This is a genomic window from Cupriavidus sp. HY129 (assembly GCF_059492215.1).
Genome location: NZ_CP083254.1, coordinates 2,950,977 through 2,965,218 on the forward strand (window position 1 = coordinate 2,950,977; position 14,242 = coordinate 2,965,218).

Annotated in this window: 13 protein-coding genes and 1 pseudogene; 8 read left to right on the forward strand and 6 right to left on the reverse strand. The window is 64.3% G+C overall.

What is annotated here, in order from left to right; genetic code table 11:
• Nucleotides 1-29: 29 nt before the first annotated feature.
• A pseudogene (locus tag K6G35_RS13535) lies at nt 30-1,030 on the reverse strand (LysR family transcriptional regulator).
• 285 nt (nt 1,031-1,315) lie between these two features.
• Here K6G35_RS13535 and K6G35_RS13540 point away from each other — a divergent pair.
• Nucleotides 1,316-1,933 carry a flavin reductase family protein gene (locus K6G35_RS13540; protein ID WP_035884642.1) on the forward strand — a complete coding sequence of 206 codons (618 nt, stop codon included), beginning with the start codon at nt 1,316-1,318 and terminating at the stop codon, nt 1,931-1,933.
• Between the two features lie 49 nt (nt 1,934-1,982).
• Here the strand turns inward: K6G35_RS13540 and gap are convergent, their stop codons facing one another.
• A complete protein-coding gene (gene gap, locus K6G35_RS13545; protein WP_008648578.1) occupies nt 1,983-2,981 on the reverse strand; it encodes a type I glyceraldehyde-3-phosphate dehydrogenase in 999 nt (332 codons plus the stop codon).
• 85 nt (nt 2,982-3,066) lie between these two features.
• Nucleotides 3,067-5,103 carry a transketolase gene (gene tkt, locus K6G35_RS13550; protein WP_040011141.1) on the reverse strand — a complete coding sequence of 679 codons (2,037 nt, stop codon included), beginning with the start codon at nt 5,101-5,103 and terminating at the stop codon, nt 3,067-3,069.
• 115 nt (nt 5,104-5,218) lie between these two features.
• Between tkt and K6G35_RS13555 the strand changes: the two genes are divergently transcribed.
• The 4 genes from K6G35_RS13555 to K6G35_RS13570 all read left to right on the forward strand — a co-directional run bounded on the left by K6G35_RS13555 (nt 5,219) and on the right by K6G35_RS13570 (nt 7,960).
• Complete coding sequence (locus tag K6G35_RS13555) at nt 5,219-6,076, forward strand: spermine/spermidine synthase domain-containing protein (protein ID WP_234707107.1); 858 nt, start codon at nt 5,219-5,221, stop codon at nt 6,074-6,076.
• Nucleotides 6,077-6,141: 65 nt separating this feature from the next.
• Nucleotides 6,142-6,576, forward strand: coding sequence for a VOC family protein (locus tag K6G35_RS13560; RefSeq protein WP_008645620.1), 435 nt, complete (start codon nt 6,142-6,144; stop codon nt 6,574-6,576).
• Nucleotides 6,576-7,319: a 16S rRNA (uracil(1498)-N(3))-methyltransferase gene (locus tag K6G35_RS13565; RefSeq protein WP_008645619.1), complete on the forward strand. Its 744-nt coding sequence runs from the start codon at nt 6,576-6,578 to the stop codon at nt 7,317-7,319. The genes K6G35_RS13560 and K6G35_RS13565 overlap by 1 nt, the downstream gene beginning before the upstream one ends.
• A 17-nt stretch (nt 7,320-7,336) precedes the next feature.
• Nucleotides 7,337-7,960, forward strand: coding sequence for a YidB family protein (locus K6G35_RS13570; RefSeq protein ID WP_035884640.1), 624 nt, complete (start codon nt 7,337-7,339; stop codon nt 7,958-7,960).
• 97 nt (nt 7,961-8,057) lie between these two features.
• Here K6G35_RS13570 and K6G35_RS13575 read toward each other — a convergent pair whose 3' ends face one another.
• The 3 genes from K6G35_RS13575 to K6G35_RS13585 all read right to left on the reverse strand — a co-directional run bounded on the left by K6G35_RS13575 (nt 8,058) and on the right by K6G35_RS13585 (nt 11,748).
• Nucleotides 8,058-8,666 (reverse strand): barstar family protein, encoded by a 609-nt coding sequence (locus K6G35_RS13575; RefSeq protein ID WP_008645617.1) that lies wholly within the window; start codon nt 8,664-8,666, stop codon nt 8,058-8,060.
• Nucleotides 8,663-9,040, reverse strand: a complete 378-nt coding sequence (locus K6G35_RS13580) for a guanyl-specific ribonuclease (RefSeq protein ID WP_008645616.1) — start codon at nt 9,038-9,040, stop codon at nt 8,663-8,665. The genes K6G35_RS13575 and K6G35_RS13580 overlap by 4 nt, the downstream gene beginning before the upstream one ends.
• A gap of 383 nt (nt 9,041-9,423) precedes the next feature.
• Nucleotides 9,424-11,748: an NADP-dependent malic enzyme gene (locus K6G35_RS13585; protein ID WP_008645615.1), complete on the reverse strand. Its 2,325-nt coding sequence runs from the start codon at nt 11,746-11,748 to the stop codon at nt 9,424-9,426.
• Between the two features lie 259 nt (nt 11,749-12,007).
• Between K6G35_RS13585 and thiL the strand changes: the two genes are divergently transcribed.
• The 3 genes from thiL (at nt 12,008) to K6G35_RS13600 (ending at nt 14,199) form a co-directional block, all read left to right on the forward strand.
• Nucleotides 12,008-12,985: a thiamine-phosphate kinase gene (gene thiL, locus K6G35_RS13590; RefSeq protein WP_186424745.1), complete on the forward strand. Its 978-nt coding sequence runs from the start codon at nt 12,008-12,010 to the stop codon at nt 12,983-12,985.
• 97 nt (nt 12,986-13,082) lie between these two features.
• Nucleotides 13,083-13,655, forward strand: coding sequence for a phosphatidylglycerophosphatase A family protein (locus tag K6G35_RS13595; RefSeq protein WP_011517551.1), 573 nt, complete (start codon nt 13,083-13,085; stop codon nt 13,653-13,655).
• Nucleotides 13,656-13,701: 46 nt separating this feature from the next.
• Entirely contained in the window at nt 13,702-14,199 is a 498-nt protein-coding gene (locus tag K6G35_RS13600) for a CinA family protein (protein WP_011517552.1), read from the forward strand.
• Nucleotides 14,200-14,242 lie beyond the last annotated feature (43 nt).

A 14,242-nucleotide genomic window follows, 5' to 3' on the forward strand; every position in this document is an offset into this window, starting at 1 on the left:
CGCCGGTTTTTTATTGGGTCGACACAGCGTTACTCCTGCGTCAGATCCTGCTCGGCCACGACGCGCAGGCTACGCGGCGCGGCGGCGGCTGCCGCAGGCAGGCCCAGAAACTCGCCAACCACCTGACGGAAGAGACCACGTGCCCAGACCAGCATCGGATGGGTATTGCGGCTGCGGTGCCAGAACATATTCAGGCCCAGCATCGTATTGAGCTCCGCTGGCAGCGGGTAGGCCTTCAGGCCATACGTTTCACAGGCCATGTCCTTGGTCAGCGCGTTGACCGTGAAGATCATGTCGGTCTGGGAAGCCAGTTCGGCCTGGGCACGCCACGAATGGACGGTCAGCGTGGCATTCCGCTTCAGGCCCCGCTGCTGCAGCGCGTAGTCGAGCGGAATCAGTGCCGGCGCCGGACGGCCCGCGCCACCGGAATGCGCCATGAAGATATGGCTGCAGTCGAGGTATTGCTCGAGCGTGCAATCGTTCTTCAGGAGCGGATGATTCCGCGCGCGCAAACCCACAGGTTCAGCGACGTCACCACTTCCTCGACGATTTCGGGATGGCGGGTCGGGAACGGCGAAAAGGCCAGATCGAGTTCGTTGGCACGCATCGACGCGACGTCGGCTTCCCACGAATGCGATTCGACCAGACGGATATGCAGATCCGGAGCCAGTTGCTTGATGCGCAGGACAAAGCGGTTGAAAACCGTGTCGCCAAGTTCGGCGGCAAAACCGATATTCAACGTGCCGGTGGCGATGGCCGGATCGAAATTATCGGCATCCCCCTCGTTGATCGACGACCAGAGGTCGAGCATGTCCCGGATCTTCGGGCCCAGTTCCAGCGCGCGCGGCGTTGGAGTCAGACCATGAGGCACCCGAATGAAAAGGGGATCGTCGAAGATTTCGCGCAGTCGGCCGAGCGAGTGAGAAACGGCCGGCGCGGTCATGTGCATCTTTTCCGCCACATAAGTGGCGTTACGCTTGCTGAGCAACTCGGTGAAGATCACGAGCAGCTTGGTATCCACGTTCACCATGATCAGGCCCGGTTTGTTATGTCTTACGCTTCGATGGCCCCACCACTTTCACGGGCTGCACATCAGACATTAATAGATCCTTCCGAGTGTAAGAGAAAATAACAGGAGCGAAAAGCAAATTCAGCATTTCTCGCATTACTGAACGCGAACTTTCGCGGATTTTTGACAACTTTGAGACAGATAATGTCAAAAATCGCCATTCATTGAATTCCATGACCCGCTATAGTGCCTGAAGGCGTTCCAATTCTGCCTCGCAGCCCGCCCTGTCTTGTTTCAGATCAAGCCATGCCTTCCCACCGACTCGACGTTGATCTCGCCAAAGCCTATCGCCTGCTGAATCACGGTCCGACCGTTCTGGTCAGTGCCGCGCACAATGGGCAACGCAATATCATGGCGGCGGCATGGGCCATGCCGCTCGATTTCGCCCCGCCGAAGGTGGCCGTGGTGCTGGACAAGTCCACCTGGACGCGCCAGTTGCTTGAGGCAAGCGGCGAATTCGCGTTACAGGTTCCCACCGCCGCCCAGGTCGATATCACGCAGGCACTGGGCTCCAGTTCGGGACGGGCCCTGACGGAAAAGCAAGGCATCGACAAGTTCGCCGCGTACGGCTTGCAGACCTTCGCTGGCAGCGTGATCGGCGCCCCGCTGCTCGAAGGCTGTGCGGCGTGGCTGGAATGCAGGCTGTTGCCAGAACCCGCGATCCAGAACAGCTACGATCTGTTTCTCGGCGAAGTGGTCGCCGCCCACGCCGACGGCCGCGTCTTCAGCAATGGCCGCTGGCACTTTACCGGCCAAGACGACCTGCGCACGATCCACCATGTCGCGGGTGGCCACTTCCTCGTCGATGGCGATGCTATCGATGCGCGGCCGCTGACGCCACCAGTCACCCCACCTGCCGCCTGAGCAATAAAAAACGCGCCCGAGGGCGCGTTTTTTATTCAGCGAGGATGGCTTACTTAGCCACGACGCGTGCCATTTCCAGGCACTTGTTCGAATAGCCCCACTCGTTGTCGTACCAGCTCACGACCTTGATGAACGTGCCGTCCAGCGCGATACCGGCTTCAGCATCGAAAATCGAGGTGCGGGCATCGCCGCGGAAGTCCGTGGCCACAACCTTGTCTTCGGTGTAGCCCAGCACGCCCTTCAGCGCGCCCTGGCTCTGGGCCTTCATCTCGGCGCAGATTTCTTCGTACTTGGCCGGGTTTTCCAGTTCGACGGTCAGGTCGACCACCGAAACGTCCGAGGTCGGCACGCGGAACGACATGCCCGTCAGCTTCTTGTTCAGCTGCGGGATCACCACGCCAACGGCCTTTGCGGCGCCAGTCGACGACGGGATGATGTTTTCCAGGATGCCGCGACCACCGCGCCAGTCCTTGTTCGACGGACCATCCACGGTCTTCTGCGTGGCGGTAGCAGCGTGCACGGTCGTCATCAGACCGCGCTTGATGCCCCACTTGTCGTTCAGGACCTTGGCCACCGGGGCCAGGCAGTTGGTCGTGCAGCTTGCGTTCGAGATGATCGCTTCGCCCTTGTACGTCTCGTGGTTCACGCCGAACACGAACATCGGGGTGTCGTCCTTCGACGGGGCCGACATGATCACCTTCTTGGCGCCCGCGTCGATGTGCTTCTGCGCGCCTTCCTTCGTCAGGAAGATGCCGGTCGACTCGATCACCACGTCGGCGCCGACTTCGCCCCACTTCAGCTCGGACGGATCCTTGACGGCGGTCAGGCGGATCTTCTTGCCATTGACCACGAGCGTGTTGCCTTCCACCGACACTTCACCGTCGAAGCGGCCGTGGACCGAGTCGTACTTCAGCATGTACGCCAGGTAGTCCGGTTCCAGCAGGTCGTTGATGGCGACGACTTCAATGTCCTTGAAGTTCGCGGCGGCGGCGCGGAACACCATGCGCCCGATGCGGCCAAAGCCGTTGATGCCGATCTTGATGGTCATGTCTATCTCCTAGAGAGCAATCGCGATAAAGCTGGGGCCGGCGCCGCAGCCGGCGCCTCGCGCCGGCCTACCGCGCTGGCGAGAATTACTGGGCGAGCGTGGCGCGCACCGTATCGGCCACGTTTTCCACGGTGAAGCCGAAGTGCTTGAACAGCACGCCTGCCGGAGCCGATTCGCCGAACGTGTCGATACCGACGACGGCCTGAACCTGGTACTTCCACCAGAAATCGGTGACGCCCGCTTCCACGGCGATGCGCGGCACGCCGGCCGGCAGCACGCTGGCCTTGTAGGCGGCGTCCTGCTTGTCGAACACGGAGGTCGACGGGACCGACACCACGCGCACGTGCACGCCTTCCACGGCCAGCGCATCGGCGGCGCCCACGGCCAGACCGACTTCCGAGCCGGTGGCGATAATCACGGCATCCGGGCGCTTCTTGCGCGGATTCGTGCCATCGCGCAGCACGTAGCCACCGCGCGCGATGTTGGCGCGCGTGACATCGTCACGCTTCTGGAACGGCAGGTTCTGGCGGCTGAAAATCAGGCAGCTCGGGCCGTTCTCGCGGCGGATCGAGTACGCCCAGGCCACAGCGGTTTCGGTGGTGTCGGCGGTACGCCAGACATCCATGTTCGGGATCAGACGCAGGCTGGCCACGTGTTCGATCGACTGGTGAGTCGGACCGTCTTCGCCCAGGCCGATCGAATCATGCGTGAACACGAACAGCGAGCGGATCTTCATCAGCGCGGCCATGCGCAGCGCGTTGCGACTGTAGTCCGAGAACGTCAGGAACGTGGCGCCGTAGGGGATGTAGCCACCATGCAGCGCGATGCCGTTCATGATCGCGCTCATGCCGAACTCACGCACACCGTAGTTGATGTGGTTGCCCCACGAGTCGAAGCGAACGGCCTGCGTGCCCGACCAGTTGGTCAGGTTCGAACCGGTCAGGTCGGCCGAGCCGCCCAGCAGTTCCGGCAGTACCGGCGCCAGTGCCTCGATCGAGTTCTGGCTGGCCTTGCGGGTAGCGATCGTCTCGGCCTTCTCCTCGCACTTGGCGATGTAGGCGTCCACGGCCTCATCGAACGCGCCCGGCAGCTCGCCTCGCACGCGGCGCTTGAACTCACCGGCTTCGTACGGATGCACTTCGGCGTAGGCGTCGAACAGCGCGTCCCAGGCCTTTTCCAGCGCGTGGCCGTTCGGCTTCGCATCCCAGGCGAGGTACGCGTCCTGCGGCACCTCGAACGGGGCGTGGGTCCAGCCCAGCGCTTCGCGGGTGGCTAGCACTTCGGCGCCGCCCAGCGGCGCGCCGTGCACGTCGTGGCCGCCGGCCTTGTTCGGCGCACCCTTGCCGATGACGGTGCGGCAGCAGATCAGGGTCGGCTTGTCGCTGGCCTTGGCCAGCGCGATGGCGTTGTCGACGGCAGCCACGTCGTGGCCGTCCACGGCGCGGATCACGTTCCAGCCATACGCTTCGAAACGCTTCGGCGTGTCGTCGGCAAACCAGTGCACCACGTCGCCGTCGATGGAGATGCCGTTGTCATCCCAGAAGCCGATCAGCTTGTTCAGCTTGAGCGTGCCGGCCAGCGAGCAGGCTTCGTGGCTGATGCCTTCCATCAGGCAGCCATCGCCCATGAACACGTACGTGTGATGGTTGACGATGTCGAAACCCGGGCGGTTGAATTCCTCGCCCAGCAGGCGCTCGGCCAGCGCCATGCCGACGGCATTGGTGATGCCCTGGCCCAGCGGGCCGGTCGTGGTTTCCACGCCCGGGGTAATGCCATACTCCGGGTGACCAGCGGTCTTGCTGTGCAACTGGCGGAAGTTCTTCAGTTCCTCGATCGGCAGGTCATAGCCGGTCAGGTGCAGCAGCGCGTAGATCAGCATCGATCCGTGGCCGTTGGACAGCACGAAGCGGTCGCGGTCAGGCCAGTGCGGATTGACGGGGTTATGCTTCAGATGCCGGCCCCACAGCGCCACGGCCATGTCGGCCATACCCATCGGCGCACCGGGGTGACCGGAGTTCGCTTGCTGGACAGCGTCCATGGCAAGCACGCGGATGGCATCCGCCATCAGTTTGACGGGTTGGTTGGCGTAAGGACTTGTGGCGGGATGGGCGAGGGCAGACATGCGAGAACCTGACGGCGGGAAAACCGCAATTTTAGCAGAAGCAGGGGGAATTCCCGGGACGGATCCGGCACTCCGAAGGGGGACTCAAGCCTGGACCGAATGGTTGATACCCGGCGTGGGCACCACGCTGGGCGAAATCACATTGCTAGCGGCCGCCTGCAGCCCTTATCAGCAGATAGAAATCGGGGAAAGCGCACATTTTGGCCGGATCTTCCGGCTCGATGGCCGCGTGATGAGCACCGAAGCCGACGCCTGGATCCAGCATGAACTGATGGTGGCACCAATGGCGGCCACCCATGGCGCACCGCGCAGCGCGCTGGTGGTGGGCGGCGGCGACGGCGGATCGGCATTCGAACTGCTGCGTATCCCCACCATGCGAGAGGTGGTAGTGGCCGAACTCGACGGCGAGGTGGTCCGGCTGGCGCGCGAGTGGCTGCGCGGCATCCACCAGGGCGCGCTCGACGAACCCGGCGACCCACGCCTGAGCCTGGCGATCGGCGAAGGACTCGGCCTGATGGAAGCTTTCGCGCGCGCCGGACGCCAGTTCGACCTGATCGTCTATGACCTGACCGAAGCTGACGACGGCAGCCCCGCGGCCGCCCTGTTCTCCCCGCATGGCCTGCATACCGCGCGCCGCTGCCTGGCGCCCGGCGGCGCGATGTCGCTGCACTTGGGGCCGCCGCTGCATCGGCCAGAAACGGCGCGGCGGCTGCTGGCACGGCTGCGGCATGTGTTCCGGCATGTCGCGCCGCTGACGACCTTCGTCCCCGCCTATGGCGCGCTGTGGGGCATTGCGCTGGCCAGTGATGCGCTCGATATCGCCGCGCAGCCTGCCGACAAGATCGCAGCGCGCCTGCAGCAGTGGCAGCTCGAACACAAGCTACGGGCCTATCACGCGCACCTGCACCCTGCCCTGTTCGTCCATCCGCGGCACGTGCAGGCGATCTTCGACAGCGGCAGCCGTCCCGCGTAACATGCACGGACGCGCCTCGCGCCAAGCAGCGCGGGGACGAGATTCGTTCCATCCGGGAGATCATCATGTCCAGACCGCCCAACACGCCCTGGCTCACACCCTATCTGACGGTCGCCAGCGGTCGCGCCGCCCTGGATTTCTATGCGCGGGCTTTCGGCTTCGCGGCCGGCCATGTCGTCGATGAAAACGGCGTGCCCATGCACGCCGAGATGCATTACGAGGGCCAGTTGGTGATCATGTTCGCGCCTGAGGGCGCGTGGGGCAGCACGGCACGCACACCCCGGTCGCTAGGTGTGGAAGCCCCGCAAACGTTCTATGTCTACTGCGCTGACGTGGATGCGATCTACGCAAGGGCCGTGGCCGCTGGCGCCGCAAGCGTCACGCCGCCCGCCGACCAGTTCTGGGGCGACCGGTACTGCATGCTCGAAGATCCCGATGGCTACCGCTGGGGCTTTGCGACGCCGCTGCCCAAGACCCCGGATTCCAAACCCACTCCCTGATGCCACCCAGATTTTTTGTCGATGCGGCGCTCGCCGCGGACACCGTATTGGAATTGCCCGACGCCGTTGTGCGCCACGTCCACGTGTTGCGCCTGGCGCCCGGTGACGCCATCACCCTGTTCAACGGCCAGGGCGGCAGCCACCCGGCCACGCTGACCGAGATCGCCAAGCGCCACGCCAGCGCGACGCTTGGCACCCACGACGCATCGGAAGCCGAAACCCCATTCGCCGTCACGCTGGCCCAGGGCCTTGCTGGTGGCGACAAGATGGACTGGCTGATCGAAAAGGCCGTGGAACTCGGTGTATCCGCCATCCAGCCGCTTCAGGCTGCCAGATCCGTCGTCCGGCTATCCGGCGAGCGCGCCACCAAGCGCCAAGCGCACTGGCAGGCACTGATCGAGGCCGCTTGCGAACAATGCGGCCGTAACCGCTTGCCGGCGTTGGCGCCCGTGGCTAACGTGGAGTCGTGGCTGGCCAGCGCGCCAGCCACTGCTGCAAAGCTGCTGCTCTCGCCACGCGCATCGGCATCGCTGCCCGAACTGGCGCAAGCCGAGCGCGAGGCATGGCGCGCCGGTGGCGTGACGTTGCTGATCGGGCCCGAGGGCGGCTTGTCGCCGGAAGAAGAAGACCGCGCGCGCCGCGCCGGTTTTATCGGCGTGTCATTGGGACCGCGCATTCTGCGAACGGAAACCGCCGGGCTGACCTGCCTGGCGACACTGAACGCCATCCTTGGCGGGTTTTGACCTAAAAGGAGTCAAACATGGGACTACTCGATAGCGTGCTGGGCGGTGTGCTCGGCCAACTGGGCGGTGGCCAGCACGGCGAACAGGCCGGAGGCGGCCTGAATCCCAAGATGATGATGGCGCTGGGCCTGCTGGCAATGATGGCGATGCGCCACAAGGGCCAGGAGGCAGACGGTGGCGCGGCATCCGCAGGTGCGGATGCGGGCGCCGGTGGCCTGGGCGGCCTCGGTGGGCTTGGCGGCGTCCTGGGCGGATTGCTCGGTGGCGCTGGCGCTGGCGGTGCCTCGGCCGCGGGTGGACTGGATCTCGGGTCGCTGCTCGGCGGCCTGCTTGGCGGTCAAGGCGGTGCGGGCGATTCGGCGCAGGCGATGGGCGCCGCCGCTGGCGGCATCGGCGCCCTGCGAGACGTCCTGGCGCAAGCGGGTCTGGGCCAACAGGTCGATTCGTGGATTGGCACAGGCGCGAACCAGGCCGTGAGCGCGTCGGATTTGTCCTCCGCGCTGGGCGGTACGGGTGCGCTCCAGTCGCTCGCGGAGAAAACCGGGCTGTCGGCCGACGACGTGGCTTCAAGCCTCAGCGAAGGCCTGCCCGAACTGATCGACCGGCTGACGCCGCATGGAGCAGTACCGCCGGCTGCGTAACATCGGCACCGCAAACAAAAATGCCCGCTTTGACAGCGGGCATTTTCTTGACCGGAACACGGCGCCGATCGTGCGCCTGGAGCACCGCCAGATCCGTTCAGGCGAACGAGTAGAACACCCGGAACTGCACCTTGCGCTCGCCCCAGAACTCGGCGGCATCGCGGAACACGTCGAGCAGTACCTCGCGCGCTTCCTTGTCGAACTTCTGCGCGATCGGCAGGCCTTCCAGCACGATCACAAAGCCCGGTTGCGGTCCGGCCTTGTAAATCATGTCCGTCAGGCAATCGGACAATGCATCGAAGTTCTTGCCGAAATGCTTCGGGAAGGTGAATTCGGTGGCAATGCGATCGAGGATCTCGGCCTTGCTGGCGCAATCCGCGCAGTTCGCATAGAGGAAGTGCTGATTCAGTGCGGCGGCTGCCTGGGCCAGCTCCGGCACGCGGAACGCGCGGATCGACTGGACGATGTTTGGACGCACCGTCTTGAACAGGTTCATGGCTCCCTCATTGGTGCCGTTGTCATCGCAAGCCACCATGGCGGGCGCGCATGCGGGCGGAAGTCGATGCGGCAGATCCTGGCGCGGCATCATCAGCACATTGTCGTATAGGTTCTGGGCCTGATGGTGGGCCCTTTGCCAGCCATCTCCGGCGCCGCGCTCCTCGCGGGCGGCAAGGGCGTCGCCCAATCCGAAAATGTCAGTCATCATTTGGTTATCCGTTTGAAGCTGTTGTAGTGGTCTTCCGTGTAATAACAGTCGTTGGCGGCGCGTTGATCACCACCGCAAACGATCCGCTTGGCTCCCCGGTTCCGGCTATTGCTGTTCTTGACGGTGTACTCGCGGTAATACCCGCGAGATTGCTGCGGCAGGCTGCGCTCGTAGTTGCCAAAGCGCGAACCGTCCTTGTCATACGGGAACGGCCCACCGGCCTCGATACGCTCCAGCGTCTGCCGTGCCTCGTTGGGCAGTTGCTGTGCGGCGATGGTTCCCACCACCCCCTGCACATCGTCGGGCGCCTGCCTGGCCATGGCGCCTTGCGGCGCCAGGGTCAGCGCGATGGATACCGCCGCGCCCGCCAGCACGCGGCCCAGGCTTCGGGCCAGGCTCAGGGACTGCCAATGTGACTGCCGCTGCGACTGACTCGACAAAATCCGGGAACCCACGTTATCGAAAAGTTGGCGAAATGTTATTTGCGGGTCACTCCGGCACCTGTTAATCACCCCTCGCAGGCCCGGCGCACGCTTCAGGCGAACGCCCGCATTCAAAGGCGTAAGGTTACGCGCATGTCCATCATTAATCAATCCCTGCGCCTTTGCCCGCCCGTTTTCTTCAATTGTTTCAACATGTTATCGATATGTGTGCGCATACTAACCTCGCAAGCAGCGAGATCATGCGGGCATGAAAAAAGCCGGGCGAGCCCGGCTTTTTTGGCACTGCATCAAGAAGGCTGAAACGCTTCGTCCGCTCAGACCTTGGCGGCCGCGTCCACGACCACCAGCGCGGTCATGTTGACGATACGGCGCACCGTTGCCGAAGGCGTCAGGATATGGACCGGCGCCTTCACGCCCAGCAGGATCGGACCGATCGCCACGTTGTTGCCAGCCGCCACCTTGAGCAGGTTGTACGAGATGTTGGCGGCATCAATGTTCGGGCACACGAGCAGATTGGCTTCGCCCTTGAGCGCGCTGTCCGGCACCAGCGAATCGCGCAGCTTTTCGTCGAGCGCGCTGTCGCCATGCATTTCGCCATCCACCTCGAGATCCGGCGCGCGGTCGCGCAGGATCTTCAGCGTGTCGCGCATCTTGCGTGCCGACGGCGCTTCCGACGTACCGAAGTTCGAGTGCGACAGCAGCCCCACCTTCGGCTCGATACCGAAACGCTTGAGCTCCTCCGCGGCCATGATCGTGATCTCGGCCAGTTGCTCGGCGGTGGGATCGACGTTGACGTGCGTGTCCACCAGGAAGATCTGGCGGCCCGGCAGAACCAGGCCGTTCATCGCGGCGTACACGCAATTGGTGCCGCCGATGACCTGATCGATATAGCGCAGGTGGGCCGCGGTGGTGCTGACCGTACCGCAGATCATGCCGTCGGCTTCGCCCTTCTTGACCAGCATCGCGCCGATCAGCGTGGTACGGCGGCGCATTTCCAGCTTGGCGTACTGCGGCGTGATGCCTTCACGCGCCATCATGCGATAGTACGCGTCCGAGTATTCGCGGAAACGCTCGTCGTGCTCGGGGTTCACCACCGTGAAGTCCTCGCCCATGCGCAGGCGCAGGCCGAAACGCTCGATGCGGTGAGCCAGCACGGCCGGGCGGCCGATCAGGATCGGGTTGGCCAGCTTCTCGTCGACGATCACCTGCACGGCACGCAGCACGCGCTCTTCCTCGCCCTCGGCGAAGACGATGCGCTTCTTCTCCTTCTGCACCTTGCGGGCGGCCGCATAGATCGGCTTCATCAGCGTGCCCGAGTGGTACACGAACTGCTGCAGTTGCAGGCGGTACGCGTCCATGTCCTCGATCGGGCGCGACGCCACGCCCGATTTGGCGGCGGCCTCGGCCACGGCCGGCGCGATCTTGACGATCAGGCGCGGATCGAACGGCTTCGGAATCAGGTATTCGGGGCCGAACGACAGGTCCTGGATGCCATAGGCCGACGCGACGATATCGCTCTGCTCCTGGCGCGCGAGCTCCGCCACCGCGTGTGCTGCGGCGATTTCCATTTCACGCGTGATCGTCGTGGCGCCGCAATCGAGCGCGCCACGGAAGATGAACGGGAAGCAAAGGACGTTGTTGACCTGGTTCGGATAGTCGGTGCGGCCCGTGGCGATCACGGCGTCCGGGCGGACTTCTTTGACCAGTTCCGGCATGATTTCCGGATTCGGGTTGGCCAGCGCCATCACCAGCGGCTTGTCGGCCATCTTCTGCACCATCTCGGGCTTCAGCACGCCCGCGGCGGAGAGGCCCAGGAAAATGTCGGCGCCTTCGATGACCTCGGCCAGCTTGCGCTTGTCGGTCTTCTGCGAGAAGCGCGCTTTTTCCGGGTCCATCAGTTCGGTACGGCCTTCGTAGACCACGCCGGCCAGGTCCGTCACCCAGATGTTCTCGATGGGCAAGCCCAGGTCGACGAGCAGGTCCAGGCAGGCCAGCGCGGCGGCGCCGGCGCCCGAGGCCACCAGCTTCACCTTCGAGATGTCCTTGCCCACCACGTTCATGCCGTTGATCACGGCGGCGCCCACGACGATCGCGGTACCGTGCTGGTCATCGTGGAAGACGGGGATCTTCATCCGCTCGCGCAGCTTGCGCTCCACGTAGAAGCACTCCGGCGCCTTGATGTCCTCGAGGTTGATACCGCCGAACGTCGGCTCGAGCGAGGCGATGATGTCGACCAGCTTCTCGGGGTCTTTCTCGTCGACTTCGATATCGAACACATCGATGCCGGCGAACTTCTTGAACAGGCCGGCCTTGCCTTCCATCACCGGCTTCGACGCGGCCGCGCCGATATCGCCCAGACCCAGCACGGCGGTGCCGTTGGTGATCACGGCCACAAGGTTGCCACGCGCGGTGTAGCGGAACGAATTGGCCTGGTTGGCCACGATTTCCTCACACGCTGCCGCCACACCCGGCGAATAGGCCAGCGCCAGGTCGCGCTGGTTCGACAGCGGCTTGGTCGGGGTGACCGAGATCTTTCCGGGGGTGGGAAACTCGTGGTACTCGAGCGCGGCCTTGCGCAGCGCCTCACGCTGCTGCTGTTTCAGATCGTCTTGGGACGGGGACTGCTGAGGGCTTGTCATCTGCGCATCTTCCGATCGGTGGAGCCGCACTGAATAACGCTGGCGATTGAGCGCGGGCCGGCTCCACGAACCCGCTGTCTCCGCTGTAGGCGCTTTTGGAAGTGTGCATTTTATATTGTGAAATACTATTTCACAATAAGCCTTTTGCTTGGGGCACCTTTGCGTTTCGGTACAATATGCCCCATGCCGATGGGCTTTACCAGCCGAGTCTCCAGCGGAATTTCCGCGGCATGTTTCCTCCCAGGTTCCCCGCCCCGTCATGCCCCAATCCTCCCCCGCGCTTTCCGAGTTTGACCTGATCCGACGCTATTTCACGCGCCCGGTCCATAAGGCCGCGCTGGGCGTGGGCGATGACTGCGCGCTGATCGAGGCGCGGCCGGGCCACCAGCTCGCCATCAGCACCGACATGCTGGTCAGCGGTCGGCACTTTTTCCCGGACGTTTCACCGCGCGCGCTGGGCCACAAGGCCCTGGCCGTGAACCTGTCCGATCTGGCGGCAATGGGCGCCGAACCCCGCGCATTCACGCTGGCGCTGGCGCTGCCCGAGGCCGATGCCGGCTGGCTTGCCGAATTCGCGGCCGGCATGTTGGCGCTGGCCGACGACCACGGCTGCGAACTGATTGGCGGCGACACGACCAAGGGTCCGCTGACGCTGTCGATCACGGTGTTCGGCGACGTGCCCCCGCGTCAGGCGCTGCGGCGCGACGCGGCGCGCCCCGGCGACGATATCTGGATCTCCGGCACGCTCGGGGACGCGCGCCTGGCCCTGGGCGACTGCCGCGGCGAATGGCTGCTGCCCGAGCCCGACTTCACGCTGATCCGTCCCCGGATGGAAACGCCGACGCCCCGCGTGGCACTGGGACTGGCGTTACGTGGCGTGGCCCATGCGGCACTCGACATTTCGGATGGGCTGATCGGTGATCTCGGCCATATCCTCGAACGCTCATCGGTCGGCGCGATTGTCGACGTCGATGCGTTGCCCCGCTCGGAGATTCTTGGCGCCCAGCCGGAAGAATGCCAACGCGCATGCGTGCTGGCCGGTGGCGACGACTACGAACTCTGTTTCACGGCGCCGGTGGGCGCGCGCGAGACGATTGCCGGCATCGCGCGCCAGCTTCACCTGCCGCTCACACATGTCGGATCCATCACACCGGAGGCGGGCCTGCGCCTGGTGGATCGCGAAGGCAATCCCTACGTGTTCAAGGGCGCCTCGTTCGATCATTTCGCCGCGCCCTGACACGCGGCGCGCAACCCATGTCATGATCCCCCATGCGCGCGGGAGAAATATCTGAAAGTGCGCCCCGAAACCTATAAGACTGACGAGCCAATCCTTGATGTCCGCCTATCCCCCCGGGGCCGCGCCGAGCGACCCCGTTGACCCCGTCACGCTGGAAGCCGGCCAGACCGCCAAGGTCACGCGGCCGACCGGCCGGTTCATGCTGGGCCACCCGGCCCGCCTGATTGCGCTTGGATTTGGCTCTGGCCTGTCGCCGGTCAGCCCCGGCACCGTCGGCACGCTGCTCGGCTGGCTGTCGTTCATCGTGATTTCGAAGTGGATCGATCCGACCACCTGGCTGTGGATCATCGCCGGCGGCTTCGTGATCGGCATCTGGGCCTGCCTGCGCACGGCACGCGACATGGGCGTGTACGACCACGGCAGCATGGTCTGGGACGAGATCGTGGCGTTTTGGCTGGTGCTGCTGTTCGTGATGCCAACGGGCTTCTGGGGCCAGTTCGCCGCGTTCGTGTGGTTCCGGTTCTTCGACATCGTCAAGCCGGCACCGATCCGCTACTACGATCGCACGCTCAAGGGCCCGGGCTTTACCGGCGCCTTCGGCGTAATGTTCGATGACATCTTCGCGGCGTTCTACACGCTGCTCGTGTTCGCCTTGTGGCGTTCGATCTGACACGCAGAAACACCGAAACACCCCGGGAAATTCAGGAACCGCCGTTATGTCCGTCAGCCGACTGCTCGACCAGCTTGCCATCCAGGCCGGCGCCGCACTATCGGAAAGCTCGCTCATGCTTGCCACCGCGGAGTCCTGCACCGGCGGGCTAGTCGCGGCCGCGATCACGGATGTTTCTGGGTCTTCGGGATGGTTCGAGCGCGGCTTCGTGACCTATTCGAACGAAGCCAAGACGACGATGGTCGGGGTGCCGGCCAAACTGATCCGAGACCATGGCGCGGTCAGCGAGGAAGTGGCGCGGGCGATGGCTGAAGGCGCGCTGCTGAACAGCCGCGCCCAGGTATCGCTGGCCATCACCGGGGTAGCCGGCCCGGGCGGCGGCACCCCCGAGAAACCGGTCGGCATGGTCTGCTTCGGCTGGAGCAACCGCATCACCACGCATACGGAAACGCAGCGCTTCAAGGGTGACCGCGCCCAGATCCGCCGCCAGGCTGCCGAGCACGCGATGCGCGGCCTGCTGGAACTGATTCGCAACGAAGCCTGAATCTGCTCCCCTCTCCCACGACTGGGAAAGGGAGAACCCTTCA